This window comes from Frateuria sp. Soil773 (genome assembly GCF_001428405.1).
Taxonomy (GTDB): domain Bacteria; phylum Pseudomonadota; class Gammaproteobacteria; order Xanthomonadales; family Rhodanobacteraceae; genus LMSL01.
The window spans coordinates 252,928-277,040 of sequence record NZ_LMSL01000002.1 but is presented as its reverse complement, the minus strand read 5'-3'; the positions used below and the strand labels follow the sequence as shown (position 1 = coordinate 277,040).

Genomic DNA, 24,113 nt, shown 5'->3' with positions numbered 1-24,113 from the left:
CCCCGGCGCGGCAAACTGTCCGCGGCGGCGCCCCGGCAGTCGGCGCTAGAATGGGCGGATACCGTTCGACGAGTCCCCGCCATGAGCTTCCCCGCCATCCGCATGCGCCGCATGCGCCGCGACGCCTTCTCCCGCGCACTCATGCGCGAGCACACCGTACTGCCGTCCGACCTGATCATGGTCGCCTTCGTGATCGAGGGCGAAGGCCGGCGCGAGCCGGTGCCGTCGATGCCGGGCGTGGATCGCCTGTCCATCGACGAACTGCTCAAGCTGGCCGGCGAATGCGTGCGGCTGGGCATCCCGGCGCTGGCGCTGTTCCCGTCGCCGGGACAGGACGTGAAGAGCGAGGACGCACGCGAAGCGTGGAACCCCGGCAACCTGATGCACCGCGCTACCCGCGCGCTGAAGGCGAAGTACCCGGAGCTGGGCCTGATCGGCGACGTCGCGCTCGACCCCTACACCACCCACGGCCAGGACGGCCTGATCGACGCGGACGGCTACGTGATGAACGAGCCCACCGTCGAGGCGCTGATCAGGATGTCGCTGGCGCAGGCCGAGGCCGGCATGGATTTCGTGGCGCCGTCGGACATGATGGACGGCCGCATCGGCTCCATCCGCGACGCGCTGGAGGAAGCCGGCCACGTCCACACGCGCATCCTCGCCTACTCGGCCAAGTACGCCTCGGCGTTCTACGGCCCGTTCCGCGACGCGGTGGGTTCCTCGGCCAACCTCGGCAAGGGCAACAAGCACACCTACCAGATGGACGTGGGCAACTCCGACGAGGCGCTGCGCGAGGTCGAGCTGGACATCGCCGAGGGCGCCGACGCGGTGATGGTGAAGCCGGGCCTGCCGTATCTGGACGTGCTGCGCCGGGTGAAGGACACCTTCGGCATGCCCACCTTCGTCTACCAGGTGAGCGGCGAGTACGCGATGCTGAAGGCGGCCGCGCAGAACGGCTGGCTGGACGAGAAGGCGGTGGTGCTCGAGGCGCTCACCGCGTTCAAGCGCGCCGGCGCGGATGCGATCCTCACCTATTACGCGGTGGATGCCGCGCGCTGGCTGCGCGGCGAGTAACCGCGCCGCTGCCCGGGAAAATCCACGAAAGCGACGGCTGAAGGCCCGTCGCCGCGTGCACGATGGAGAAACAGGGGATTCCCGATTTTTCCGGTCGGATCGTGCAACCCGGCCGCGCGCCGGGGCGGAGAGCGCCAATGAAACCGTGGATCGCAGGGTTGTGCCTGCTGCTGGCATGCGCCGGCGCGCAGGCGAAGAACGATGTCTGGCAGCCCGCCGCCGGGCACACGCAGATCGCGTTGTGGCCGGGTGCCGTGCCCGATGCGCAACCGTTGCCGGGACCGGAATCGGTGAGGACGGGCACCAAGCTGCTCGGCGGCAAGACGGTGACGGGCGTCTACAACGTGTCGCGCCCCACGATGACGGTGTACGCGCCCGCGGGGCAGAACCGCGGGACGGCGGTCGTGGTGTTCCCGGGCGGCGGTTTCGCGGGGCTGGCCATCGACCTCGAAGGCACCGAGGCGTGCGACTGGCTCACCTCGAAGGGCATCACCTGCGTACTGCTGAAGTACCGCGTGCCGAGCGCGCCCTACGACTGGCACTGCGATTGCCGTCCCCACAACCACGATCTGTCGATGCCGTCGCTGGAAGACGCGCAGAGGACGATCCGACTGGTGCGTTTCCATGCCGCCGAATGGCATGTCGACCCGCACCGCATCGGCGTGATCGGCTTCTCCGCGGGCGGTTTCCTGGTGGCCGAAACCAGCACGCAGTTCAAGCGCCGGCTGTACGGGGCGGTGGATGCGGCCGACCGCGAAAGCGCCCGGCCGGATTTCGCCATGGCGATCTACCCCGGCCACCTCGCGTTCGACGACGGCAGGTTCAACCCCAACGTGCCGGTTACCGGCGCGACCCCGCCCACGTTCCTGGTGCAGGCGGAAGACGACTACGTCGATGGCGTGAACCAGTCGCTGGTCTACTACGCCGCGCTGGCGAAGGCGCGCGTGCCGGCGGAAATGCACCTGTACGCGCACGGCGGCCATGCGTTCGGCCTGCGGCGCACGGCGCAGCCGATCACCGGCTGGCCCGCCCTGGCCGAGGACTGGATGCGCACGATCGGCATGTTGCCGCACTGAGCGCTATCCGGTTGCGCCCGGCTTCCGCGCGCGTCGCGCACGGGTCCTGGCCTGCCGGCGGATGGCTGCGGCAAGCCGCTCGAGCAGGCGCTCGTCCATGCGCCGCGAGGCGTAGAGGCGCAGGCCGATGTCGCCGGGCGAGGGCAGGCCGGCCACGCGAGGCAGGCCCTCCGGCGCGGCGGCTTCGAGCAGCGGACCGACCGCCATGCCCGTCGCGGCCGCGGCCTCCACCACGCCCATGTTCGAGGCGGCCACGCGCAGCTCCCATGGTCGGCCGGCGCGGTCGAGCGCGGCCAGCGCCTGCCGCCGCAGCAGGCAGCCTTCGCCGCAAAGCGCCAGCGGAAGGCTGCCGCTGCCGTGCCAGCGGCCGAACCATCCCAGTCGCAATCGCGCCAGCTCGCCGCCTTCCGCCAGCCGCGGAATCGCCAGGCCCACCACCGCGTCCAGTTGAGCGGGGAGTTGTGCGTGCAGGGTGCGCGTGGCGCCGGTGACGACCTCGAACGCGAGTGCGGCGTCCTGCGCGAGCAGCGCGGCCAGCGCGGGCATCGCCAGGGGAGCGGCCAGGTCGTCGGCCACGCCGATCCGGATCGTGCGCCGCTCGATGCCGCGGGCGGCGAGATGCGCCTGTTCGCCCGCCTGGAGCAGGCGGCGCGCGTGCGGCAGGAAGCGCCGCCCGGCCTCGCTCAAGGCCACTTCGCGGTGGCCGCGCTCGAACAGCGTCATGCCGAGTTGCGTTTCCAGCCGGCGCACCTGCTGGCTCACCGCGGCCTGCGAGCGGTACACGCCCGGCGCCGCCGCGCTGAACGAGCCGGCCTCGACGACGGCCAGAAACGTGCGCACCAGGTCCAGGTCGCTGATCATCGTTTTTCTTATGACAATGGAAAGAAAAATTCGTTTTGCTTGATCGTGGCGCAAGGCCAGGATGGGCGCAACCACGGCAACGGGACGAATCCATGCGGGCGGCAGGCGACGAACGGCGGGTGTGCTTCGACTTCGAGGTCGACTTTTCCAACGGCGGCGGCATCCAGGGCCAGGGCTTCCGCCTCGACATCGACGGCGACGACATCGGCGAGGACGAACTGGCCGATTTCATCGTGCGCGACCTGCGCCTGCTGATGGTCGGGGCGGTACGCATCCTCGACAAGCGGATCGTCGCCGAGCCGCACAAGCGTCGCGCCGGGGCGCCGGCCGCTGCGGGCGGCGATGCGGCGCGCGGCGACCTGTTCGACCTCTCCCACGTGGTGCGCGACGGCGAGGGTGCGTATCCCGGGCTGCCGGCGCCGCGCATCGCCGATCATCTCGGCCATGCGGCCAGCGCTGGGCGCTATGCGCCGGGCGTGAGCTTCCAGATCGGGCGGATCGAGATGGTGGCCAATTCGGGTACCGCGATCGACGCGCCGTTCCACCGCTATCCGGGGCAGCCGGACGTGTCCGTGTTGCCGCTGTCGGCCATCGCCGACGTGGCGGCCGTGGTGGTGCGTCTGCACGGCATGCGCGGCCGCGCCATCGACCGTCATGCGCTGGGCGCGGTCGACGTGGCCGGGCGTGCGGTGCTGCTGGATACGGGCTGGAGCGCGCACTGGGGGACGCCGGCCTACGCGCAGGGCGGCCCGTTCCTGGCCGGCGACGCCGCGGCCTTCCTGCGCGACCGAGGTGCGCGGCTGGTCGGGATCGACGCGCTCAACATCGACGATACCGACGATCTGCGGCGCCCCGCGCACTCGATCCTGCTGGCCGCCGGCATCCCGATCGTGGAGAACCTGGCCTCGCTCGCCGCCCTGCCGGCCGAAGGGTTGCGCTTCTCGGCCGTGCCCATGCGCGCGCAGGGCATGGGCAGTTTCCCGGTGCGCGCGTGGGCGCGGCTGGGGTGAACCGGGTGCCCGTCCCGATCTCCAAGTACTCCACGTGAGGTGCCGTCGAATCCCCATGCGAGCCGTCATCCCAGCGGCTCTCAACGGCCGCAGGAATGACGGGGAGTGAGGAATGACGGGAGGATGGGAAACGGCGGCGAACAGGAAATGACGGGAAAACAGACGGACCGATGGGCGGATCGCGAACAGCCACTAGACGTACTGCGCCACGCCGTTGCCGAACGACCAGTTCTCCGCCCGCGTTTCCAGCAGGTTGATGAACACGTCCTCGGGGCGCAGGCCGGGATCGGCGGCGAGCTTCTCGGCGACGCGGCGGTAGAACGCCTGCTTCTGCGCCACGCTGCGCGAATCGCGGCAGGCAATCTGCACGATCACCAGGTCGTCGCTGCGGTCGATGCCTAGGTAGTGCGGGTCGCAGTCGAACTCGTCGGCGTCGTGCTGGTGGACCAGGATGAAGCGGTCGTTCTCCGGCACGTCGAAGGTTTCGCGCATGGCTTCGTAGACGCCGTTGCGCAGGGCGGCGAGGTGGGCGGCGGACTTGCCGCGGCGCAGGGAGAGGCGGACGAGAGGCATGGAGGTTCTCCTTGGAAGGTGCCGGCCCCACCGCCGTCATTCCGGCGAAGGCCGGAATCCAGTCGAGCAACTCGTGCGAAGCACGCAAAACCTGTTTCGAGTGCTTCGCACGGAATGTTTCACTGGATTCCGGCCTTCGCCGGAATGACGGTGAGGGGCATGAGGGCGAGGGCATGATGGCGTGGAGCGGTTGGCCGGTTATCGGTGCGGTGCGATGGGTTGCGAGACGTGGCCGACGCGGTAGAGCTGCCGGCCTTCGCGGGCGAGGTCGGGGCGCAGGGTCGGCCACAGGCGGAAGCGCAGCAGGGTCCAGCGGGCGGGATCGTAGGCGGCGATCGCGGCCAGCGCGCCGTCCGCGCGGTCCTGCCGCGCGGCGGCGGCTTCGGTGCGGCGCAGTTCGCCCAGGTCGGCGTGCGCGGGGACGGCGATCCGCTCGCGCGTGGCGCTGGCGGCATCGCGCAGGTCTTCGGCCAGCTCCGCCTGCCACGGCAGCCACGTGCGTACGGCCGGGCGCCCGAAATCGCGCGCCAGCGCGGCGAAGCCGGCGCCGCCGAGGAAGGCGTTCATGCCGTCGCCGTCGCGCCACAGGTAGAACGGGGCATAGAGATTGTCGCGGCTGGGCAGTTCGCGGTCGTCGCGCGCGGCGTGCAGGTAGGCCTTGAAGGCGAGGCCGGCAAAGTCGTCCAGCAGGTGGCCCTTGTCGGCGATGCGGCGGCGGATGATCGCCATGTCGTAGTCGGCCGGCAGGGTGAAGCCGTACTGCATCGCGATCATGGCTGCGGCTCCCCGTCGAGCGCGCGCAGCGCGGAGACGGCGGAGGCGGCGCAGGGCCAGCCGGCGTAGAAGGCCAGGTGGGTGACCAGTTCGGCCAGCTCGTCGCGGACGAGGCCGTTGTCGAGCGCGCGGCGCAGGTGGAACGGCAACTGCTCCGTGCGGTTGAGCGCGACCAGCGCGGCCACCGTGATGAGGCTGCGCTCGCGCGGGCCGAGGAGGGGCCGGTGCCAGACATCGTCGAACAGGACGCGGTCGGTGAGCTCGGCCAGCTTCGGGGCGATCCCGCCCATCGTACGCTGGCCGACGTCGGAAGCCGTGGGATTCATCGTGTGCTCCTTGGTTTGCTTGACGGCGGCCACGTTAGCGCGCCAAGGTAATCCTGAAAATCGGGAAATATCGAATCAATGATCCCGAAAAAGAGGATTATTCGAATGCCCCGCATCGACTTCGACATCGACGTGCTGCGCAGCTTCGCCACCGGCGTCGAGCTGGGCAGCTTCGCGCAGGCGGCGGACCGGCTGGGCCGCTCCACCTCGGCGGTGAGCGCGCAGTTGAAGAAGCTGGAACGGCAGGCGGGCACGCCGCTGCTGCGCAAGTCCGGCCGCGGCCTGGCGTTGACCGAGACCGGCGAGGCGATGCTCGGCTACGCGCGGCGCCTGCTTGAGCTCAATGACGAGGCCGCCGCCGCGGTGCGCGGCGTGGCACTGGAAGGGCGCGTACGGCTTGGGCTGCAGGAGGATTTCGGCGAGAGCCTGCTGCCCGCCGTGCTGGGACGCTTCGCGCGGGCGCACCCGAAGCTGCGCATCGAGGTGCGCATCGCGCGCAACGCGGAGCTGCTGGAAGGCGTGCACAAGGGCCGGCTGGACCTGGCGCTGGCCTGGGAAACCGGCGCGGGCGGCAGCCCGCATGCCGAGCGCGTGGGGCGCCAGCCGGTGCGCTGGATCGGCCCGGCCGGGGAAGCGCCGCTGCGCCGGCCGCGCGGCGAGCCGCTGCCGCTGGTGGTGCTGGAGTCGCCGTGCCTGCTGCGCAGCGCGGCGATCGACGCGCTCGACCGCGCCGGCATCGCGTGGCGCATCGCGTTCACCAGCGCCAGCCTCGCCGGCACCTGGGCGGCGGTGACGGCAGGGCTGGGCGTGAGCGTGCGCACTCCGCTGGGGCTGCCGGGCAGCGTGCGCGCGCTGACGCCGAAGGAAGCCGGCCTGCCCGCGCTGCCGGTGCTGGGCCTCGCGCTGCACCGGGCCGAGGCGGAACCGCCGCCGGCGGTGGCGCGACTGGCCGGGATACTGGTGCAGGGGCTGCAAGGCATGGCGTGAGCACCGCCCGCCGCGCGCCGCGGCCTTTCATCGCGGGATTGCATCGTCGTCCCCCGTCGGGCCGGCTGCGGGTTCGTTGCGTGTGGCCTGCCGCGCCGCGCGAGCCGCGTAGCCCGATGCATCCCGGACGGCGTCGCATATCTCCTCTGCCGTACGCGCAGCGCGGAGATGCGACCCACGGCGCGTGCTTGCCCGGCGGCGGCGCGGCCGGACATGGAATAATCACGGTTCCCCGAGTGGAGTACCCCGTGGACGGCCATCATTTCCTGCAGACCGCGCTGGTGTTCCTGCTCGCCACGGTGATCGCGGTGCCGCTGACCAAGCGCTTCCGCCTCGGCTCGGTGCTGGGCTACCTGGTGGCGGGCGTGGTGATCGGCCCGCAGGAGCTGGGACTGGTCAGCGATACCGGAGGCGTGGCGACGATCTCCGAGTTCGGCGTCGTGCTGATGCTGTTCGTGATCGGCCTGGAGCTGTCGCCGCAGCGGCTGTGGGTGATGCGCCGCGCGGTGTTCGGCACCGGCCTGCTGCAGGTGCTGGCGAGCAGCCTGGCGATCGGCGCGCTGGCGTATTTCCTGTTCGGCCTCACCGGCAAGGCGGCGACCATCATTGGCGGCAGCCTGGCGCTGTCGTCCACCGCGTTCGGCCTGCAGATCCTGGCCGAGCGCAAGGAGGTCGGCTCGGCCTACGGGCGGCAGGCGTTCGCGATCCTGCTGTTCCAGGACCTGGCGGCGATCCCGCTGATCGCGATGGTGCCGCTGCTGGCCAGTTCGTCGGCCAAGCACGGGGTCGACCTGATGGGCACGCTGCGCACGGTCGGGATGATCCTGGCGGTGGTGGTCGGCGGCCGCTACCTGTTGCGCCCGGTGTTCCGCTTCGTGGCGAAGGCCGACGCGGTGGAGGTCTCCACCGCCACCGCGCTGCTGGTGGTGATGGGCACCGCCTGGCTGATGGAGCTGGCCGGCGTGTCGTCCACGCTCGGCGCCTTCCTCGCCGGCGTGCTGCTGGCCGATTCGGAATACCGGCACGACCTGGAATCGCACATCGAGCCGTTCAAGGGCCTGCTGCTCGGGCTGTTCTTCATCAGCGTCGGCATGTCGATGGACCTGTCGCTGCTGCTGCGCCAGCCCTTGAACGTGCTGGCCCTGGTGGGCGGCCTGCTGCTGCTGAAGGGCCTGCTGCTGTGGCCGCTGGGGCGGATCGTCGGCCAGCTCGAACGCGCCGAGGCATTGCGCCTGGCGGTGCTGCTGGCCTGCGGCGGCGAGTTCGCCTTCGTGGTGCTGAAGCTGGCGACCGAGCAGCGCCTGATCAGCGGCCGCCAGCAGAACCTGCTGGTGCTGGCGATCTCACTGTCGATGGCGCTGACGCCGCTGCTGGTGGCCCTGCTGGCGAAGCTGCTCGGCGGCAAGGCGAAGAAGCCCGCGCGCGCCTACGACACCATCGACACCCACGTGCCGCGGGTGATCATCGCCGGCTACGGCCGCATGGGCCAGATCGTCGCGCGCATCCTGCGCGCGCAGGGCATCCCGTTCGTGGCGCTGGACCATTCGGTGGAGCAGCTCGACCTGGTGCAGCGGTTCGGCAACGTCACCGACATCTTCTACGGCGATCCCGCGCGGCCGGAACTGCTGCGCGCCGCGCAGGCGGACAAGGCCGAGGTGTTCGTGCTGGCCAGCGACGATCCCGAATCGAGCCTGCGCGTGGCGCGCGTGGTGCACCGGCAGTATCCGCACCTGAAGATCGTCGCGCGCGCGCGCAACCGCCAGCACGTATGGCGGCTGATGGACCTGGGCGTGGAGGAGCCGGTGCGCGAGACGCTGTACTCCAGCCTGAAGATGAGCCGCAAGACGCTGGAGGCGCTGGGCCTGTCGCCGGAGCAGGCGGCCGACCAGGTGGAGCGCTTCCGCCGCCAGGACGCCGAGCTGATCAAGGCGCAGTACCTGGTCTACGACGACGAGACCAAGCTGGTGCAGACCACCCGCGAGGCGCTCAGCGACCTGGAGAAGCTGTTCGAGGCCGACGCCTCGCCGCAGGCCGAGCGTGTGCGCGAGCGCGATGCGGGCACTCCGCTGACCGGGGAGTGACGGCCGCCGCCCTGCCGCGGTGGCCGCCGCCATGACGCCCGGCGCCGCGGCGCCGGGCGCGGGCGTTCACTCCGCCGGCTGTGCCGGCTGGCGCAGGGTCTGGCGCACGCTGGGCATCGCGCCGCCGCTGCGCGCGGCCAGTTCGTGCGCGATGTCGACGAGGCCGAGCTGGCGGGCGACGTCCGCCGCGGTGCGGCCGAAGGCGTCGGCGCTGTTGCGGTCGGCGCCGCGCGACAGCAGCACCCGCGCCGGCGGCAGCAGCGCGTGCATAGCGCAGGCGTGCAGCGCGGTGACACCGCGCTGGTCGGCGTGCTCCAGCTTCGCACCGGCTTCCAGCAGCACCGGCACCAGCGCGCCGATGTGGGTGGCGTCGCAAGCGCCGCCCGGGCGCAGGTGGGCGCCGAGCAGCAGCAGCAGCGGCGTCTTGCCTTCGCCGTCGGCGCCGTTCACGTCGGCGCCGCGCTTGAGCAGCACGTCGAGCAGGCGGCGCGCGCGCAGGCTGTCGTTGTGCTCGAAGCCGAACTGCGCCGCCGCGTGCAGGGCGGTGCGGCCCTGCGCATCGGCGGCGGCGAGGTCGGCGCCGCCCTCGAGCAGTTGCTCGACGATTTCCGGGTAGCCCATGCCGGCGGCCACCATCAGCGCGGTGCCCTCGCCGGGCAGGCGCTGGTCGACCGGCACCCGGTGCTGCAGCAGCAGGGCGACCAGCGCCTCGCGCCGCGCGGCGGTGGCCGCGGCGAGCGGAGTGACCCCGTTCTGCGCGGCCAGGCCGGCATCGGCGCCGGCGGCGAGCAGGTGCGCGGCCACGTCGCGGTGGCCGGCGCCGCAGGCGTGCAGCAGCGCGGTGGCGCCCTGGGCGTCGCGGGTATCGACGGCATGGCCGAGTTCGAGCAGGCGCTGCACGGCAACGGCGGCGCCGGCCCTGGCCGCGGCGGGAAGGTCTTCCGCGCGCAGCGGGCGGCGCGGGCGCGGCCACTCGCCCCAGTTGAGCCAGCGTTCGATCTCGGGATGCTCCAGCGCGAGCCCGAGCGGCGTCTCGCCGTTGGCGTCCACCGCCTCGGCATCGGCGCCGTAGGCGACCAGCGAGCGCACCAGCGGCAGCGCCGCCGCACCGTGCTCGAGCGCGGCGAACAGCGGCGTGCGGCCGGCGTGGTCGCGCGCGTTCGGGTTGCAGCCGCGTTGCAGCAGCGCCTCCAGCAGGCTGTGCTGCCGGTGCGCGGCGGCCAGGTGCAGCGGGGTGCGCTCGCGTGCGTCGGCGCCGAACGGATCGGCGCCGCGCTCGAGCAGGGCCAGCGGCAGCGCCGCGCCCTGCGCGCTGTCGTCCAGCCGCTGCAGCGCCTGCGCGAGCAGGCCGGCGCCGGCCGGGCTGGCGCCGGCCTGCAGCAGGTCCTCGATGGCCTCGGTCGAGCCGGGCAGGCGTTGCAGCAGGGCGTCGAACAGGCGGCGGCCGAGCGCGGGCAGGGCGGGGTCTTCGCCCTGCGCGGTTTCGGCGTCGTCGATCAGTTGCGGTTGCAGCCGCGCCTCGGCGTCCAGGCCGTGTTCGAGCAGCCAGCGGCGCGCGGCGCCGAGGCCCGGCGCCGCCAGGTCCAGGTAGAGCTGGGCCAGTTGCGCCTGCGGCCAGCCGCGCACACGCTCGTCGAAGCCGGAAACGATGGCCCAGTGGCCGAAGCGCAGCGCATCGAGCAGGTGCGCCGGCGTGTCGGCGCCCTCGGGCAGCACGTTCAGACCGAGGCTGGCCGGCAGCGGGGTGTCCGGGTCGAGCAGGGCGACCAGGTCCCAGCGGCCCGCGGCCGCGGCGTGGTCGAGCGCGCTGCGCCCGTCGCCGCCGCTGGCCTTCGGCTCGGCGCCCAGCGCGAGCAGGGCGCGCACGGTGTCGGCGTGGGCGTGCGGCGACTGGCATGCCAGGGTGAGCGCGTCGCGGCCGTGGCTGTCACGCACGCGCGCGTCGGGCTCGGCCTCGGCCAGCAACTGCACGATCGCGCTGGCGCCGGCGCGCGCGGCTTCCATCAGGGCGGTGCTGCCGTGGCGGTCGGCGAGGGAGACGTCGGCGCCGGCGGCGCGCAGGGCGCGCGCGATCTGTTCGTGGCCTTCGGCGGCGGCGGCCATCAACGCGCTGCGGTGGTGCGCGTCGGTGGCGTTGACCGCGGCGCGGTGCTTGAGCAGCAGCTTGACGCCCTCGGCGTCGTCGTCGGCGATGCCGGCGGCGGCGACCAGGGCCGGCTCGCCGTCCGGCGGGGTCGGCTTGGCGCCGCGCTCGAGCAGGAATTTCGCCAGCGGCCAGTTCGCCGCGCGGCAGGCGGCGGTGAGCGGGCCGATGCCGGCGCGGTTGAGCGCGTTCACCGGCGCGGCGGCGTCCAGCAGCATCGCCGCCACGATCGGCTCGCCGCTGAGCACCGCGCCGTGCAGCGCGGTGTTGCCCTCGGCATCGGTGGCGAGCGGGCTGGCGCCGTTGGCGAGCAGGGTCATCACCGCTTCGGCGCGGCCGTGCCAGCTGTCGCGGGTGGCGGCCAGCAGCGGCGTGAGGCCGCCGCTGGCGCGGTTCACGTCGGCGCCCTTGGCGATCAGCGCGCGCAGCAGGCGGGTGTCCGGCAGCAGCGCGGCGAGGGTGAGCACCGGGCGTTGGTCGCGGTCGCCCTCGGCGGGGACGGTGTTCGGGTCGGCGCCGGCCTCGACCAGCGCCAGCGCGCGCTCGATGTCGCCGTCGCGGGTGGCGGCGAGCAGGGCGAGGGACTGCTCCGGCGTGCCGGCGATGCGCTCCTGCTCGCTCAGCACGGGCGGTGCGCGCACCGGCGCCGGGGCGGACAGCGGCGCGCCGTCGCCGGGCTGGCGCGGATGCCGGCGCTCGCACAGCAGGGCGCGCAGGGTGCGGTTGGCGATCACCAGGCAGCCCAGCGGCAGCAGCACCACGCCGTACACGGCCAGCGCGGCGATGCGCAGCTCGGACGGCAGCAGGCCGTACAGGCCGGTCAGCGCGATCGCGACGAAGGCCAGCGCGAGCAGGGCCAGCGCGGCGGGCAGGAAGTGGGTGAAGAAGCGTTCCTCGCGCGACAGGTGGCGGCCGAACGACAGGCTGCGCGCGGTAGCGGTGAAGATCCACGAACCGTCGCTTTGCGCGGGATAGGCGTCGTCCCACACGAACACCAGGCCGAACGCCGGCCAGATCCGCCACAGCGCGACCAGCGCGATCACCAGCGCCGCCGACAGGCCCAGCGCCGCGCCCAGGCTGGGCGCCTGGTTGAGCATCAGCATCGGCCAGGCGATCAGCAGGAACACCAGCGCGACGTAGCCGGTGAACATCACCAGGTGCGCCGCGCCCCGGCGCAGCACGGTGCGGACGAAGCTGGGCTCGGGGTCGAAGCCGATCGCGTGGCATACCGCGGCCATGGTCAGCGCGTTGGCCGCCAGCAGCGGCACCAGCACCAGGGGGTGCGTGCCCAGGGCCGCGAGCGCCACCGCGGCCAATCCGGGTACGAACCAGGCGAGCGATTGCAGGAAGGGAGGCGGGCGGCGACGCGATTTGGGCAGATTCATGGGACGAGTATAGAAATCGTTGGCAGCGCAGACGGTAACCCGGCGTTAACCGGGACGGCACGGACGGTTCAACTGTCGCGCGGGTCCGGCGGCGTGCGCTGGTAGGGCGGGTGGTTGGCGACGGCCAGCGTCTCCTGCGGCGGCAGTTGCAGGTGCCAGCCCTGGGTGCGCAGGTGTTCGAGCACCGCGAGCGTGTCCTCGTGCGGCAGCTTGCGCTGCTCGTCCAGGTGCACCTCCAGCACGAAGCGCAGGTCGCCGAGCAGCAGCGCCAGCGATTCGGGCAGCACGCCGAACTGGTCGCGGGCGGCCAGCCAGAGGTAGCTGTCGGGCTTGCGCCGGCTGGCGTAGACGAAACAGTGCATGGGGCTCTCCGGCGGCGGCTGCGGATGGCGGATGGCGGATCGTGAAGAGTAGCAGCGCCGGAGCGCGCTGGCCCGGCGCGGCGGCGGCGGCCGGCGCCGATTGTTGCGGTCGCACTTGCAAGGCTCGGGACGGCTGGGCAGAGTGTCGCGCGGGAATGTCAAACGGGCGTATGAAAATATTTCGAGAGCCTGGCCTTCCCGCCATGACCCCGTGCCGGACCCAACGATAAGCAGGAGCAAGCGATGCAGATCTCTTTCCGTTCCCTTTCGGGCGCAGCCCGCCCGCTCGCGCTCGCCGCGCTGAGCCTCGCCGTCGTCGGCGCTCTGGCCGTGCCGCAGGACGCGAGCGCCAGCGCGTTCCAGCTCAAGGAGAACAGCGCCAAGGGCATGGGCCGCGCCTATGCCGGCTCCGCCACCGCCGGCGGCGACGTCTCGGTCGTGGCGAACAATCCGGCCGCGATGACCGACCTCGACGGCACCTACCTGCAGGCCGACGTCACCGCGATCAACTTCAGCACCAAGTTCAGCGGCAGCGCCCACGACGCGCTGGGCCGCCCGATCAGCGGCGGCAAGGGCGGCGATGCCGGCACCACGCTGCCGGTGCCGGCGCTGTTCTTCGCCACCAAGCTTTCCGACCGCGCGCACCTGGGCTTCGGCCTGTCGGTGCCGTTCGGCTTCCAGACCGAATACGACAACGACTGGATGGGCCGCTACAACGCCATCAAGTCGAAGTTCCAGTCGTTCGACGCCACCCTGTCCGGCTCGTTCGACGTCAGCGACACGTTCTCGCTGGGCGCCAGCGTGATCGCGCAGAAGACCTCGGCCGAGCTGACCTCGGCGGTCAACTTCAACATGGTGGCGCTGGGCCTGGCGCAGCAGGGCGTCTCGGCCGGCGCGCTGCCGCCGTCCTTCCTGCAGCAGGTGGGCATCGTGGTGCCGCCGGGCAGCGACGGCCGCGCCAAGATCAAGGGCGACGACTGGGGCTACGGGTGGCAGCTCGGCGGCTACTGGAAGCTCACCCCGAACGACCGGCTGGCACTGAACTACCACTCCAAGATCGACCACAAGCTGTCGGGCACCGGCAACTTCCAGATGCCGGCCAACGTCACCGCCCTGCTGTCCAACCCGGCCGTGGCGCCGCTGCTGGCCGGCGGCGTGCCGTTCACGCACACCACCGGCAAGGCCAACTTCACCACCCCGGCGATCGCCAGCGCCAGCTACTGGCACCAGGCCGAGAAGTTCGGCCTCGGCATCGACCTGGCCTGGACCAAGTGGGACGTGTTCAAGGAACTGCGCGTGAAGTACGGCAACCCGGCGCAGCCTGACAGCGTGGAGACCTACAACTGGCGCAACACGTGGTATGCGGCGGTGGGCGGCGACTACTACCTCAACGACAAGGTGACCCTGCGCGCCGGCGTCTCGGTCGACACCACGCCGACCTATGCCGCCACCCGCAGCCCGCGCGTGCCCGACTCCACCCGCAAGTTCGCCACGGTGGGCATCGGCTACAAGGCCAGCGAGCATTTCGAGCTGAACGCCTCGTACGCGCACATCTTCGTCAACAAGGCCCACCTGAACGGCGCGCGCAGCGCCACCGGCGACGTGCTGACCGGCGAGTCGGACGACTACGGCAACCTGCTGAGCCTGTCGGCGCAGTACAAGTTCTGATCGCTCCGGCGGGAGCGATGGTCAGGCAAAAGCCTCCCCGGCAGCGGGGAGGCTTTTTTCATGGAGGATCCTCAGCGAGGCGGCAGCCCGGGTCGTGCGGTGCCGGCCTGAAGTCGCCGGATCTCCGGACTCGTACGGCGCATCCGGCGACCCAGGGCGGGAAAGTGCCGGCTTGCGCGATCACTCGTCGGCCAGGAACGAAAGCACGCCCTGGATGAAGCGCGTGCGCCCGCGCTCCGGGCGGTCCAGGAACAGCAGATGCGTCCCATCGGGGATGGTGAGCGTATCGACCCTCGGGGCATTCACGTACGCGTGCTTCACGAACGCGAGGCCTTCCGGGCGGGACCAGAAATCGCGCGCCCCGCGAATCGCCAGCACCGGCACGCGGACGGCCGCGGGATCCCAGAGCCGTTCGCCGTGGCTGAGGCGAAGGCTCTCGGGCCAGTAGCACAACGGAATCCTTGCCTCGACCGGCCGGCGAAGATAGCTCTCCGGATCGCTGGCAAGGCCCATGAGGGCATACGTACTGGCCATGTCCGGATCGCGCCACTGCGTCTTGTCCGGCAGCGGGATGGACTGGGTCCACCTTCTCAGGAAGCCGTCCTCGCCGACCAGGCGGTACGCGTCCACCGGCCCCGCGCCGGCCCCCCGCAACGGCCAGCCCGCGTCGACCGGATACAGGCTGTTGAGGGTGACGAGGTGGCCGATGCCGATGCCGTTAGTACTTCGCGTACGAAGATGCGCGTTCCCGGCGCGCTTCCGACGAAGAAATCCTTGCGCGTGACGTCACGGTCCGGCGCCGCTGCGGGCGGGTCCCTCGCGGTGCCGGGTCCGGTCGCGGCCTCGGCCGGCAATGCGGCGACGCCGTTCGCCAGGCCGGCGGCCAGCAGGAGGGCGATGGCGGACTTCACTGCAAAATCCATAGGGTTCCTTTTCGGCTGGTGCCTGGATCGCGCGGCGCAGCTTACGTGCCCGCCCGGGATGCGGCGGGCACGATAGCGTTGCGCGGACAGCGGACGCCAGCGCGCCGAAAAGCGGGGAACGGAGCGCTCGGTCAGCCTGCGGCGGCGCCGCAGGCGTGTGTCATCCGCGCTTGAGCAGCCACTCCAGCATGTGCCGGAAGCGTGCGCCGTACGGCGGGTTGAGCAGGCCGGCGCCGTTGAAGCGGGCCTGCCGGAACACCGGCTTCATGTGCGAGAACGTGCGGAAGCCGGCTTCGCCGTGGTAGCCGCCGATGCCCGAGGCGCCGACGCCGCCGAACGGCAGGCCGTGCTGGGCGATGTGGTAGAGCGTGTCGTTGACCGTGACGCCGCCGGCCTGGGTGCGCAGGAGCACCTGGTCGATGCGGGCCTGGTCCTGCTCGAACAGGTACAGCGCGAGCGGGTGCGGGCGGGCGTTGATGTAGGCGATCGCCTCGTCGAGGCTGTCGTAGGGCACCAGCGGCAGCAGCGGGCCGAAGATTTCCTCCTGCATCACGCGCATGCCGTCGTGCACCCCGGCCAGCAGCAGCGGCGGCAGCAGGCGGCGGGCGGGATCGGGCGAGGCGTCGCTGAGCGTCTCGCTGCGCGCGCCGTCGCCCACGGCGCTGTCGCGCAGGCCGGCCAGGCGCTGGTAGTGGTGGTCGGTGGCGATGCTGGCGTACTGGTCGTTGCGCGCCAGGTCGGGATACATCTGCGCGGCGGCGGCGCGCGCGGCGGCCACGAAGTCGTCCACGCGCGCGCGCGGCAGCAGCACGTAGTCGGGCGCGATGCAGGTCTGCCCGGCATTGACCAGCTTGCCGAACAGGATGCGTTCCACCGCGTGCCCGAAGCGCGCGCCGGGGCCGATCAGGGCCGGCGACTTGCCGCCCAGCTCCAGCGTCACCGGGGTGAGGTTGGCCGCGGCCGCGCGCATCACCTGGTGGCCGATCGCGGTGGATCCGGTGAACAGCAGGTGGTCGAGCGGCAGCGCGGCGAACGCCTGCGCCACCGCGGAGTCGCCGGTCGCCACGACCACTTCGTCCGGCGCGAAATACGCCGCCACCTGCTCGGAGAACAGCGCCGAGAAGCGCGGCGTGTGCTCGCTCATCTTCAGCATCACGCGGTTGCCGGCGGCGAGCGCGTCGATCAGCGGGCCGACGGCGAGGTAGAGCGGGTAGTTCCACGGCACGATGATGCCGACCACGCCGCGCGGCTGCGGCAGGGTGAGGGTGCGTGCGGGCAGGAACAGCAGGTCGGCCAGCGCATGCCTCGGCCTCATCCAGCGGCGGCCGTGGCGCAGCGCGTGGCGCACCGCCGACAGGCTGGGGAAGATCTCCAGCAGGTCGGTTTCCTGCACCGGGCGCTGGCCGAAATCGGCCGAGATCGCCGCGGCGAACGCGGTGCGCTGCTCGCGCAGCATGGTCTCCAGCGTGCGCAGCCGCCGCGCGCGGACCGGCCACGCGGGCCGCGGCTCGCGCGCCTGCGCGTCGCGCAGGCGTTGCAGGGTGGCGCTCAGGTCGATGGCGTCGGTCATAGGTCAGAACTTCGCGCGCAGCTCCACGCCCCACATGCGTGGCGGCGTGATAGTGGCATACGGCGTGCCGAATACGCTGCTGGTGATGTTGCTGACCCCGGTGACGTAGCGCTTGTCGAACACGTTGTTGGCGTACAGCGCGACGCCCCAGTGGTCGCCGGCCGAGCTCCAGTCCAGCCGCGCGTCGGTCCGCTGCTGGGCGGCGCCGTTGTCGAAGTTCGGGCTGATCTGGCACTCGCCCTGGAGCTGCGAATCGCGGTTGCAGCGCGACTTGCCGCGGTAGGCGTGGGACAGGTCGAACTGCAGCGCGCCGCCGGCCACGTTGCGCCAGGTATAGGACAGCCCGGCGGCGAACGAGACCTTCGGCTCGCCGGTCGGCTGGTCGCTCAGGTCCACGCCGGAGGCCGCGACGGCGTGGCGGTAGGTGGCGTCGATCCAGGCGCCGGTGAAGCTGAGCCGGAACGCGTCCACCGGCTGCCACTGCGCCTCCAGCTCCAGCCCCTTGGCCTGCTGGTCGGTGCTGCTGACCAGGTAGCGCGGCACGCCGGAGCCGGCGCTGTTGGGATCGAGCGTGAGCGACTGCTTGTTGTCGTAGCGGTAGTAGTACGCCGAGCCGTTGAGCAGCAGGTGCTGGTCGGGGAACACCGTCTTCAGGCCGGCCTCGTAGTTGATCACCTTCTCCGGCGCGAAGCGCGAGCCGATCTGCACGCTGTTGTAGCCGCCGGCCTTGTAGCCCTTGGTGACCGAGGCGTAGCCCATCACGTCGGGGGTGAACTTGTAGTCCAGCACGACGCGGGGGCTGAGGTTGCTCCAGCGGTCGCTGCGCTTCGCCAGCACGCCGATCGGCGCGCCGCTGCCGTCGTTGAAGATCACGTTGCTGCCGAACGCGGCCAGCGCGAACTGCGCCTCCGGCGGCAGCATGTCGATCACGCCGGCCTGCCGCAGGGCACCCACGGTGGCGTCGAACTCGTCCGCGCGGCGCGGCATGTTGTACCAGGAGAAGCTCTTCTGGTCGCGCGTGTAACGGATGCCGGTGGTGATGTTGAGGCGGTCGGTGAGGTGCCAGATCACGTCGCCGTAGCCGGCGTACGCCTTGAAACGGCCGACGTTGCTGATCGCCTCGTGCCACGGGTCGCCCAGCAGGGTGTAGGGCACGTCCATCGCGGCCAGGCCGTTGCTGATGTCGGTGAGCGGCGTGCCCAGGCCCATCACGTTCCGCACCAGCGTGTCGAGGCTGTCGGTGAAGATGTTGGTCTGGCTGGTCTGCCGCGCGCGCTCGTCGTACCAGCTCGCGCCGGCCACCCAGTCGGCCAGGTCGTTGCTGCCGGCCAGCTTGAACTCCTGGTACCAACTGGTGTTGCGCTCGATGTTGGCGGTGTCGAGGTAGCTGACGATGTGGTTGGTGCCGTCGTAGTCGCCGCGGTTGAGCGTGTTGAAGTGGCGCCATGCGGTGGTCGAGGTGAGGCTGCCCCAGTCGAACGAATGGTCGATGCTCAGCGTGGCGCCGTCGAAGCGGCGCGTCTCGGCGGCGTCCACCGTGTCGTTGTAGAGCCGCGCGTGCAGCGGGTTGAGGAAGCCCGCGGGATCGTCGGGGAACGGCGGCCGCTGGTTGGAGTCGGCGTCCAGCGGGATCAGCCCGATCGCCGGCTTCGGCGGCTGCTTGAGCCGCTCGTGGTCCCACGACAGCAGCACGCGGGTATTGCTGGTGACGTTCCAGCGCCAGGCCACGCGGCTGCCCCAGTCGTCGTCCTTGCCGTAGCGCTTGCCGCTGGCCGCGTCCTTGATCCAGCCGTCGCTCTGGTTGTCCAGCACGCTCACGCGCAGCGCCATGTCCTTGTTGACCGGCAGGTTGAGCAGGGCGTCGCCGTAGCGGCGGCCGTAATTGCCGAAACGCAGCCGCGCCTTGCCCTCGAAGCGGTCGGAGGGCTCGTTGGTGACGATCGAGATCGCGCCGGCCGCCGCGTTGCGGCCGAACAGCGTGCCTTGCGGGCCCTTCAGCACCTCGATCCGTGCGATGTCGTTGAACGCCAGCAGGGCGCCGCCGGAGCGCGCCGCGTAGACGCCGTCGATGTATACGCCCACCGCCGATTCGGTGCCGACGCCGAAGTCGCTGGTCTGGATGCCGCGCAACTGGTAGCTCGGCTGGGTGGGCTGGTCGCCGCTGACCACCAGGCCCGGCACGAAGATGTCCATCCGGCTCAGGTCGGTGGCGGCCAGCGTGTCCACCTGCTTGGCGGTGACGATCTGCAGCGGGATCGGCACCTCCTGCATTTCCTGCGAGCGGCTCTGCGCGGTGACCACGATGTTGCCCAGCAGCTTGGCCTTGGCCGGGTCGGCGGCGTCGGCCTGGCTGCCGGCGGCCTCCTGCGGCGCGGCGGCGAAGGCGGCCGGCGCGCACAGCAGCAGCGCGCTGCCGCCGAACAGCAACCGGCGCAGGCTGATCGATAATGGACGTTGACGCATGCTCATGCCGTTGCTCTCCCCTTGCATCGGATCGTGCGGCCGTGGCCGCACGCAGGTCGTGTCGCGGTAACGGTTGCCTCAGTGGATCGTCGTGCAGCTCCCCGACTGCGCCGCGATCCATGCCTTGATCAGCGCCACGCCCTCGCGGTGCACGGTGCTGCGGCCGATCTCCGGCATCATCACGCCCGGCTCCTTCGAGGCGAGCCGGTAGGGCAGGATCGATTCGTCCGGCTGGCCCGGCACGATGTCGAAGAAGTGGTCGCCGGTGCCCTGGCCGGCCGCGGTCGGCGGCTTGCAGATGCCCAGGTGGCGGTCTTCCGGCGTGCCGTAGTCGAGCGTGAGGCCGGTGGTGTTGGCCGCGCCGTTGGCGTTGTGGCAATGCCCGCAGTTGATGTCGAGGTAGGCGCGCGCGCGCGCGTCGAGCGGCGCGTGCGGGTCTTCCCAGTTCGCGTCGCGCGGGATCTCGGCCGGTGCGGGCAGGCCGCCGAGGTAGCCGAGCTTCGCCAGGTGGGCGAGCTGGTTCTCGTCGCCGCCGGCGTAGTGGTAGTCCTTGTTGAGGTGGCGCGCCTTCGGGCCGATCGGGTGCACCCTGCGGTCGATCCAGTCCTGCGCGTGGCAGCTCTGGCACTGGCTCTCGTCGGGCACCACGTAGTTGAAGTCCTCGCGGGCGGGTTGTCCGGAAGCGTCGTCGACCAGGGTCAGCGGCAGCACGGCGCCGGTGCGCGCCAGGGTGGCCTCGGTCTGCGCCTCGTTCCACACGTAGGGGATCGCCGCCCAGCCGTCCTGGCGGTGCACCAGGATGCGCGTCTCGACCAGGTGCACCTTCGACAGGTCCAGGCCCTCGCCGGCGAAGTCGTGCGAGTAGTCGCCGGTGCGCATCACGTCGCCGGGCTGGCCGCCGGAGGCGCGCGGGTAATAGAAGGTCTTGCTGATCACCGTGCCGACCGGAAAGTCGAAGGTGTCGGTGGGGTGGTATTTCGCCGTGGTGCCCTTGGGCATCCAGATCGTGCGCAGCTTGTGCGCGTAGTCGGTGAACAGCGGCGTGTTGAGGTCGTACGGCACCACGCCGTCGTTGAGCTCTAGCTTGCCGCCGCGCGCTTCGACCACGTGCCATTCGGCGAGCGTGGTCGGGCGGCCCTCGGCGTGGAACGCCACCGGCTCCATGCCGCGATGGCAGCCGGCCAGCAGCAACAGGGCCAGCGCCGGCCATGCGTGTTTCGCGAACGTCATCGATCTCAGCCCTGCGCCTTGGGCTCGGGGTCCAGCACGACCGGCGGCAGCTTCGGCAGCGTGCAGTCGTACGGCTTGGTGTCGGTGCTGGGGTTCTTGTAGCCGTGCGGGCCGTCCGCGTTCAGTACGCCGCTGACGTCGTGGATGCAGATGCGGTCGGCCGGCGGCGGCAGGCCGCCGACGATGTCCTTGGCGTCGAAGTAGCCGTCCCACAGCACGTCGGGGAAGTGGCCGGTGAGGCCGTACACGGCGGTCTTGAGCATCTTGAAGTCGACCCCGTCGGGCGAGTCGCCGCCGCCCTTGAGGCGGTTGCCGTAGACGAAGATGCCCTTCGGGTACGGGTTGTAGTCGGCCGCCACGCCGCGGGTGTTGTAGTAGTTGGTCGAGAAGTAGCTGGAGATGATGATGTTGGTGGTCTTGTGGTCGGCGATGTCGTTGTCGAAGATCTCCACCTTGTCGTTGGAGTTCACCACCACGCCCGAGCCGGCCGGCACGCTGGCCACCGCCGCGCCCTTGGCGGCGAAGTTGCCCAGGTTGTTGTCGAACACCTTGTTCTTGAACACGCGCGTGCTGTGCCCGGCCTTGGACAGGTTGGGCATGTTGAACACCAGGATGCCGCCGGTGTTCTGCGTGGCGGTGTTGCCGTAGACGTCGGCGCGGGTCGAGTTCTCGATCTCGATGCCGGCCACGTTGTGCTCGGCGCGGTTGTTGCGCACCACGATGTTGTCCGACTGGCCCACGTAGATGCCCGCGTCGGAGGCGCCGATCACCACCGAGTTCTCGATCAGCACGTTCTGCGTCTTCACCGGGTACAGGCCGTAGGCGCCGTTGGTGGTCTTCGGGCCGCCGGTCCATTCCACGCGCACGCCGCGGATGGTGATGTTCCTGCCCTGGTTGATCTTCAGCGCGTCGCCCTTGGTGTCTTCCAGCGCGAGGTTCTCGATGGTGAAGTCGCTGGCGTTCACCAGCAGCCCCTCGGGGCCGACGACCTGGCCCTTGAACGACAGCACGGTCTTGTCCATGCCGGCGCCCTTGAGGGTGACGCCGTCGGTGCGCAGGCTGAGGCCGCGCTTGAGCGTGTAGTGGCCGACCGGGATATCGATCACGCTGCCGGGCTTGGCGTCCAGCAACTGCTCCTGCAGCTTGGCCTCGAAGCTGGCGTCGGCGGCATTCTGCGGCGGCGCTTCGGATTTGCCGCAACCGGCGAGGGCCGCGCCCAGCGCGGCGGCGAGAACGAGTTTGCGCATGATCGTTGAACTCCCCATTCGAACGGAATCTGCGGATGCCGCGCATGGCGCGGCCTGGATGGGACTGTCACGCAAACCGCCGCGGCTGGGGAGGGCAGAACGGCCACCCGACGGGGGGCAGCGCGGCCAGCATGGCTGCCGCCGGCCGCTCAGGTGGCCGCGCGGCGGGCATCCTGCGGCGGCATGCCGGTCCAGCGCTTGAACGCGCGGCGGAACTCGCGCGGGTCGCTGAAGCCGACCTCGCTGCCGATCTCGGCCACGCTCAGCGTGCCGGCCTGCAGCAGCTGCAGCGCGCGCTCGGCGCGCACGCGGTCGTGGATCTCGCGGAAGATGCGCCCGCTCTCGGCCAGCTTGCGGCGCAGCGAGCGTTCGCTGAGGTTGAGCGTGCGCGCCACGTCGTTGAGCTTGGGCTGCTGGCGCAACTGGCTGCGCAGCAGGCGCTCCACCGCGGCGACGATCTCCTGGTGCGGCTCGCCGCCGTCCGGGGTGCGCTGCTGCGCGCACAGCGCCAGCGCCTGCTTCGCGGTGAGCGGGTTGTAGCCGGGCAGCGGATGCGCCAGCCAGCGGGCATCGATCAGCAGGCGGTTCTGCGGCATCCCGAAGCGCAGCTCGCACTGGAACAGCCCGGCGTAGGCGTCGGCGTAGTCCGGCCGCGGGTAGCTCAGCTCGACCCGCAGCGGCCGCAGCTCGGGGCCGACCAGCTCGCGCGAGATCATCAGCGAGCTGGCGAACAGCTCCTCGCAGAAGAACGGCAGCAGCGCGGTGTCGCCGAACTGCGGCGAGGCGACCAGCGCCACGGCGTGCGCGTCGACCACCTCGAAGGATAGGTCGAGCAGGCAGCCGCAGATCTTGTGGTAGCGGATGCCCGATTGCATCGCCTCGCCGAAGCTGCGCGAGGTCATCATCGCCAGGCCGAGCAGGCCGAAGCCGCCGATGGTGCCCTCGCTGCCGATGCGCAGGCCGGCGTCGGGCACGTCCAGCGCGGCCAGCGCGCGGCGCACGAAGGTGCTGGCCTGGCGGTAGGACACGCGCAGCGCCGGGTCGGCGATCTGCGCGCGGGACAGCGCCAGGCCGGCGAACCATGCGCGCGCGTCGATGCCGCGCGCATCGGCGAGCTGCATCAGGTACAACAGCTTGTTCGAGGGGAACTCCGCCGCGGTGTAGCGCGGATCGTCGGCGCAGGCCAGCGACGGGCCGACGCCGTGTGACAGGCCGATCATGCCGGCGGGACGTGCCATGCTGCGAACGCTCCAACGTGGGCCGACCGGCACGGGCCGGCGGCGAGGGAGTTTCTATAGCATGCGTAGGCGCCGCGCCGTTTGCGCGCTGCACAACACCGCTCGCGTTCCGAGCCGCCGATGCCCCGGGAGAAACGGTCATGCCGAATCACATGCGCCACGCATTCCTGACTTGTCCGGTCCTGCTGCTGGCAGGGGCGCTCCTCGCCGGTTGCTCGACCGCCGGTCAACCCGTCGCATCGGCGCCTGCCGCTTCCGGCGAGCCGGCGGGCTATCTGGCGCCGGCAGCGTTGCCGCGGGTGGTCGACGTGCTTCCGCAGGCGCCGCAGGCGGGTTCCGCCCGCTACGAGGCGGACCGGCGGATCTTCAGGGATACCCGCCGGCTGGAGGGCACGCCGCGCTGGGCGCTGGCGACCGGCGACGTGGAAGGCGGCACGCCGGCCATGCTGCGCCACTTCAGTTGCGCCGTCGGCGTGCCGCTGGACGCGGCGAAGCTGCCGCGGCTGGCCGGCCTGCTCGAACGGGCCGGCGAGGACGCGGATCGCGCCACCGCGCCGGCGAAGCGGGCCAATCATCGATTGCGGCCGTTCCAGATCGACGACGGCGCGGTGTGCCAGCCGAAGGACAAGCTGGCGCACAGCTTCGACTACCCCTCGGGCCATGCCACCTGGGGCTGGACCGTCGGCCTGATCCTCGCCGAGCTGGCGCCCGACCGCGCCACCGACGTCGCCCTGCGCGCCCGCGCCTTCGCCGACAGCCGGGTGGTCTGCGGCGCACACAACTTCAGCGCGATCGAGGCCGGCGCGATGAACGCGGCGACCATCGTGGCGACCCTGCACGGCGAGCCGGCGTTCGAGCGCGACGTCGAGTCGGCCCGCGACGAGCTGGCGGCGTATCGCCGGTCGGCACCGCCGATGGATGGCGCGAAGTGTGCGGCGGAGAAGGCGTTGATCGTCCGGGCGCCTTACTGACGCGCTGCTCCGGCAGGAGCGCGGCGGATGACTACATTCGCGCTGCCACCTCGGAAACCGGGCGACCCATTCGTGCTACCGAGCGCACGGATGCACGCGACGCAACTGCGGTGCCGACGCTTCGACCACGGCATGGAAACGCGCTGCCTCC

19 protein-coding genes are annotated in these 24,113 nt (G+C 71.3%); 7 read left to right on the top strand and 12 right to left on the bottom strand.

The window, feature by feature from the left end; translation table 11 throughout:
• Positions 1-81 precede the first annotated feature (81 nt).
• On the top strand, positions 82-1,074 hold the full coding sequence (gene hemB, locus ASG87_RS01315; protein ID WP_055999613.1) for a porphobilinogen synthase: 993 nt from the start codon (positions 82-84) through the stop codon (positions 1,072-1,074).
• Positions 1,075-1,211: 137 nt separating this feature from the next.
• Positions 1,212-2,150 (top strand): alpha/beta hydrolase, encoded by a 939-nt coding sequence (locus ASG87_RS01310; RefSeq protein WP_055999610.1) that lies wholly within the window; start codon positions 1,212-1,214, stop codon positions 2,148-2,150.
• Between the two features lie 3 nt (positions 2,151-2,153).
• Here ASG87_RS01310 and ASG87_RS01305 read toward each other — a convergent pair whose 3' ends face one another.
• Positions 2,154-3,011, bottom strand: a complete 858-nt coding sequence (locus ASG87_RS01305; RefSeq protein ID WP_055999607.1) for a LysR family transcriptional regulator — start codon at positions 3,009-3,011, stop codon at positions 2,154-2,156.
• Positions 3,012-3,103: 92 nt separating this feature from the next.
• Between ASG87_RS01305 and ASG87_RS01300 the strand changes: the two genes are divergently transcribed.
• Complete coding sequence (locus tag ASG87_RS01300; protein ID WP_055999604.1) at positions 3,104-4,021, top strand: cyclase family protein; 918 nt, start codon at positions 3,104-3,106, stop codon at positions 4,019-4,021.
• 192 nt (positions 4,022-4,213) lie between these two features.
• On the opposite strand, the gene ASG87_RS01295 is transcribed toward ASG87_RS01300, so the two are convergent.
• From ASG87_RS01295 to ASG87_RS01285, 3 genes are all read right to left on the bottom strand, one after another.
• Entirely contained in the window at positions 4,214-4,594 is a 381-nt protein-coding gene (locus ASG87_RS01295; protein WP_055999601.1) for a tautomerase family protein, read from the bottom strand.
• 198 nt (positions 4,595-4,792) lie between these two features.
• A complete protein-coding gene (locus ASG87_RS01290; protein ID WP_055999598.1) occupies positions 4,793-5,368 on the bottom strand; it encodes a DUF4865 family protein in 576 nt (191 codons plus the stop codon).
• Positions 5,365-5,694 (bottom strand): carboxymuconolactone decarboxylase family protein, encoded by a 330-nt coding sequence (locus ASG87_RS01285; protein WP_056000240.1) that lies wholly within the window; start codon positions 5,692-5,694, stop codon positions 5,365-5,367. The genes ASG87_RS01290 and ASG87_RS01285 overlap by 4 nt, the downstream gene beginning before the upstream one ends.
• Before the next feature lie 105 nt (positions 5,695-5,799).
• Between ASG87_RS01285 and ASG87_RS01280 the strand changes: the two genes are divergently transcribed.
• Positions 5,800-6,681 carry a LysR substrate-binding domain-containing protein gene (locus ASG87_RS01280; RefSeq protein ID WP_055999595.1) on the top strand — a complete coding sequence of 294 codons (882 nt, stop codon included), beginning with the start codon at positions 5,800-5,802 and terminating at the stop codon, positions 6,679-6,681.
• Positions 6,682-6,929: 248 nt separating this feature from the next.
• Positions 6,930-8,762, top strand: coding sequence for a monovalent cation:proton antiporter-2 (CPA2) family protein (locus ASG87_RS01275; protein ID WP_056000237.1), 1,833 nt, complete (start codon positions 6,930-6,932; stop codon positions 8,760-8,762).
• Between the two features lie 66 nt (positions 8,763-8,828).
• Here the strand turns inward: ASG87_RS01275 and ASG87_RS01270 are convergent, their stop codons facing one another.
• Positions 8,829-12,290 carry an ankyrin repeat domain-containing protein gene (locus ASG87_RS01270; protein ID WP_055999592.1) on the bottom strand — a complete coding sequence of 1,154 codons (3,462 nt, stop codon included), beginning with the start codon at positions 12,288-12,290 and terminating at the stop codon, positions 8,829-8,831.
• Between the two features lie 68 nt (positions 12,291-12,358).
• Positions 12,359-12,652, bottom strand: a complete 294-nt coding sequence (locus ASG87_RS01265) for a YcgL domain-containing protein (RefSeq protein WP_055999589.1) — start codon at positions 12,650-12,652, stop codon at positions 12,359-12,361.
• Positions 12,653-12,895: 243 nt separating this feature from the next.
• Between ASG87_RS01265 and ASG87_RS01260 the strand changes: the two genes are divergently transcribed.
• The gene (locus tag ASG87_RS01260; protein ID WP_055999587.1) at positions 12,896-14,320 is read left to right on the top strand and encodes an outer membrane protein transport protein; all 1,425 of its coding nucleotides are present in this window, start codon (positions 12,896-12,898) and stop codon (positions 14,318-14,320) included.
• A 180-nt stretch (positions 14,321-14,500) separates the two neighbouring features.
• On the opposite strand, the gene ASG87_RS01255 is transcribed toward ASG87_RS01260, so the two are convergent.
• The 6 genes from ASG87_RS01255 to ASG87_RS01230 form a co-directional block, all read right to left on the bottom strand.
• The gene (locus ASG87_RS01255) at positions 14,501-14,950 is read right to left on the bottom strand and encodes a hypothetical protein (RefSeq protein WP_157510821.1); all 450 of its coding nucleotides are present in this window, start codon (positions 14,948-14,950) and stop codon (positions 14,501-14,503) included.
• A 453-nt stretch (positions 14,951-15,403) separates the two neighbouring features.
• Positions 15,404-16,813: a coniferyl aldehyde dehydrogenase gene (locus ASG87_RS01250; protein ID WP_055999583.1), complete on the bottom strand. Its 1,410-nt coding sequence runs from the start codon at positions 16,811-16,813 to the stop codon at positions 15,404-15,406.
• A gap of 3 nt (positions 16,814-16,816) precedes the next feature.
• A complete protein-coding gene (locus ASG87_RS01245) occupies positions 16,817-19,282 on the bottom strand; it encodes a TonB-dependent receptor (RefSeq protein ID WP_055999579.1) in 2,466 nt (821 codons plus the stop codon).
• Positions 19,283-19,354: 72 nt separating this feature from the next.
• On the bottom strand, positions 19,355-20,506 hold the full coding sequence (locus ASG87_RS01240) for an SO2930 family diheme c-type cytochrome (protein ID WP_055999576.1): 1,152 nt from the start codon (positions 20,504-20,506) through the stop codon (positions 19,355-19,357).
• Between the two features lie 5 nt (positions 20,507-20,511).
• On the bottom strand, positions 20,512-21,753 hold the full coding sequence (locus ASG87_RS01235) for a parallel beta-helix domain-containing protein (protein WP_055999573.1): 1,242 nt from the start codon (positions 21,751-21,753) through the stop codon (positions 20,512-20,514).
• A 149-nt stretch (positions 21,754-21,902) separates the two neighbouring features.
• Positions 21,903-22,991, bottom strand: a complete 1,089-nt coding sequence (locus ASG87_RS01230; protein WP_055999570.1) for an AraC family transcriptional regulator — start codon at positions 22,989-22,991, stop codon at positions 21,903-21,905.
• Positions 22,992-23,143: 152 nt separating this feature from the next.
• Here ASG87_RS01230 and ASG87_RS01225 point away from each other — a divergent pair, with 152 nt between their 5' ends.
• On the top strand, positions 23,144-23,962 hold the full coding sequence (locus tag ASG87_RS01225; protein ID WP_082582674.1) for a phosphatase PAP2 family protein: 819 nt from the start codon (positions 23,144-23,146) through the stop codon (positions 23,960-23,962).
• Positions 23,963-24,113: the final 151 nt, after the last annotated feature.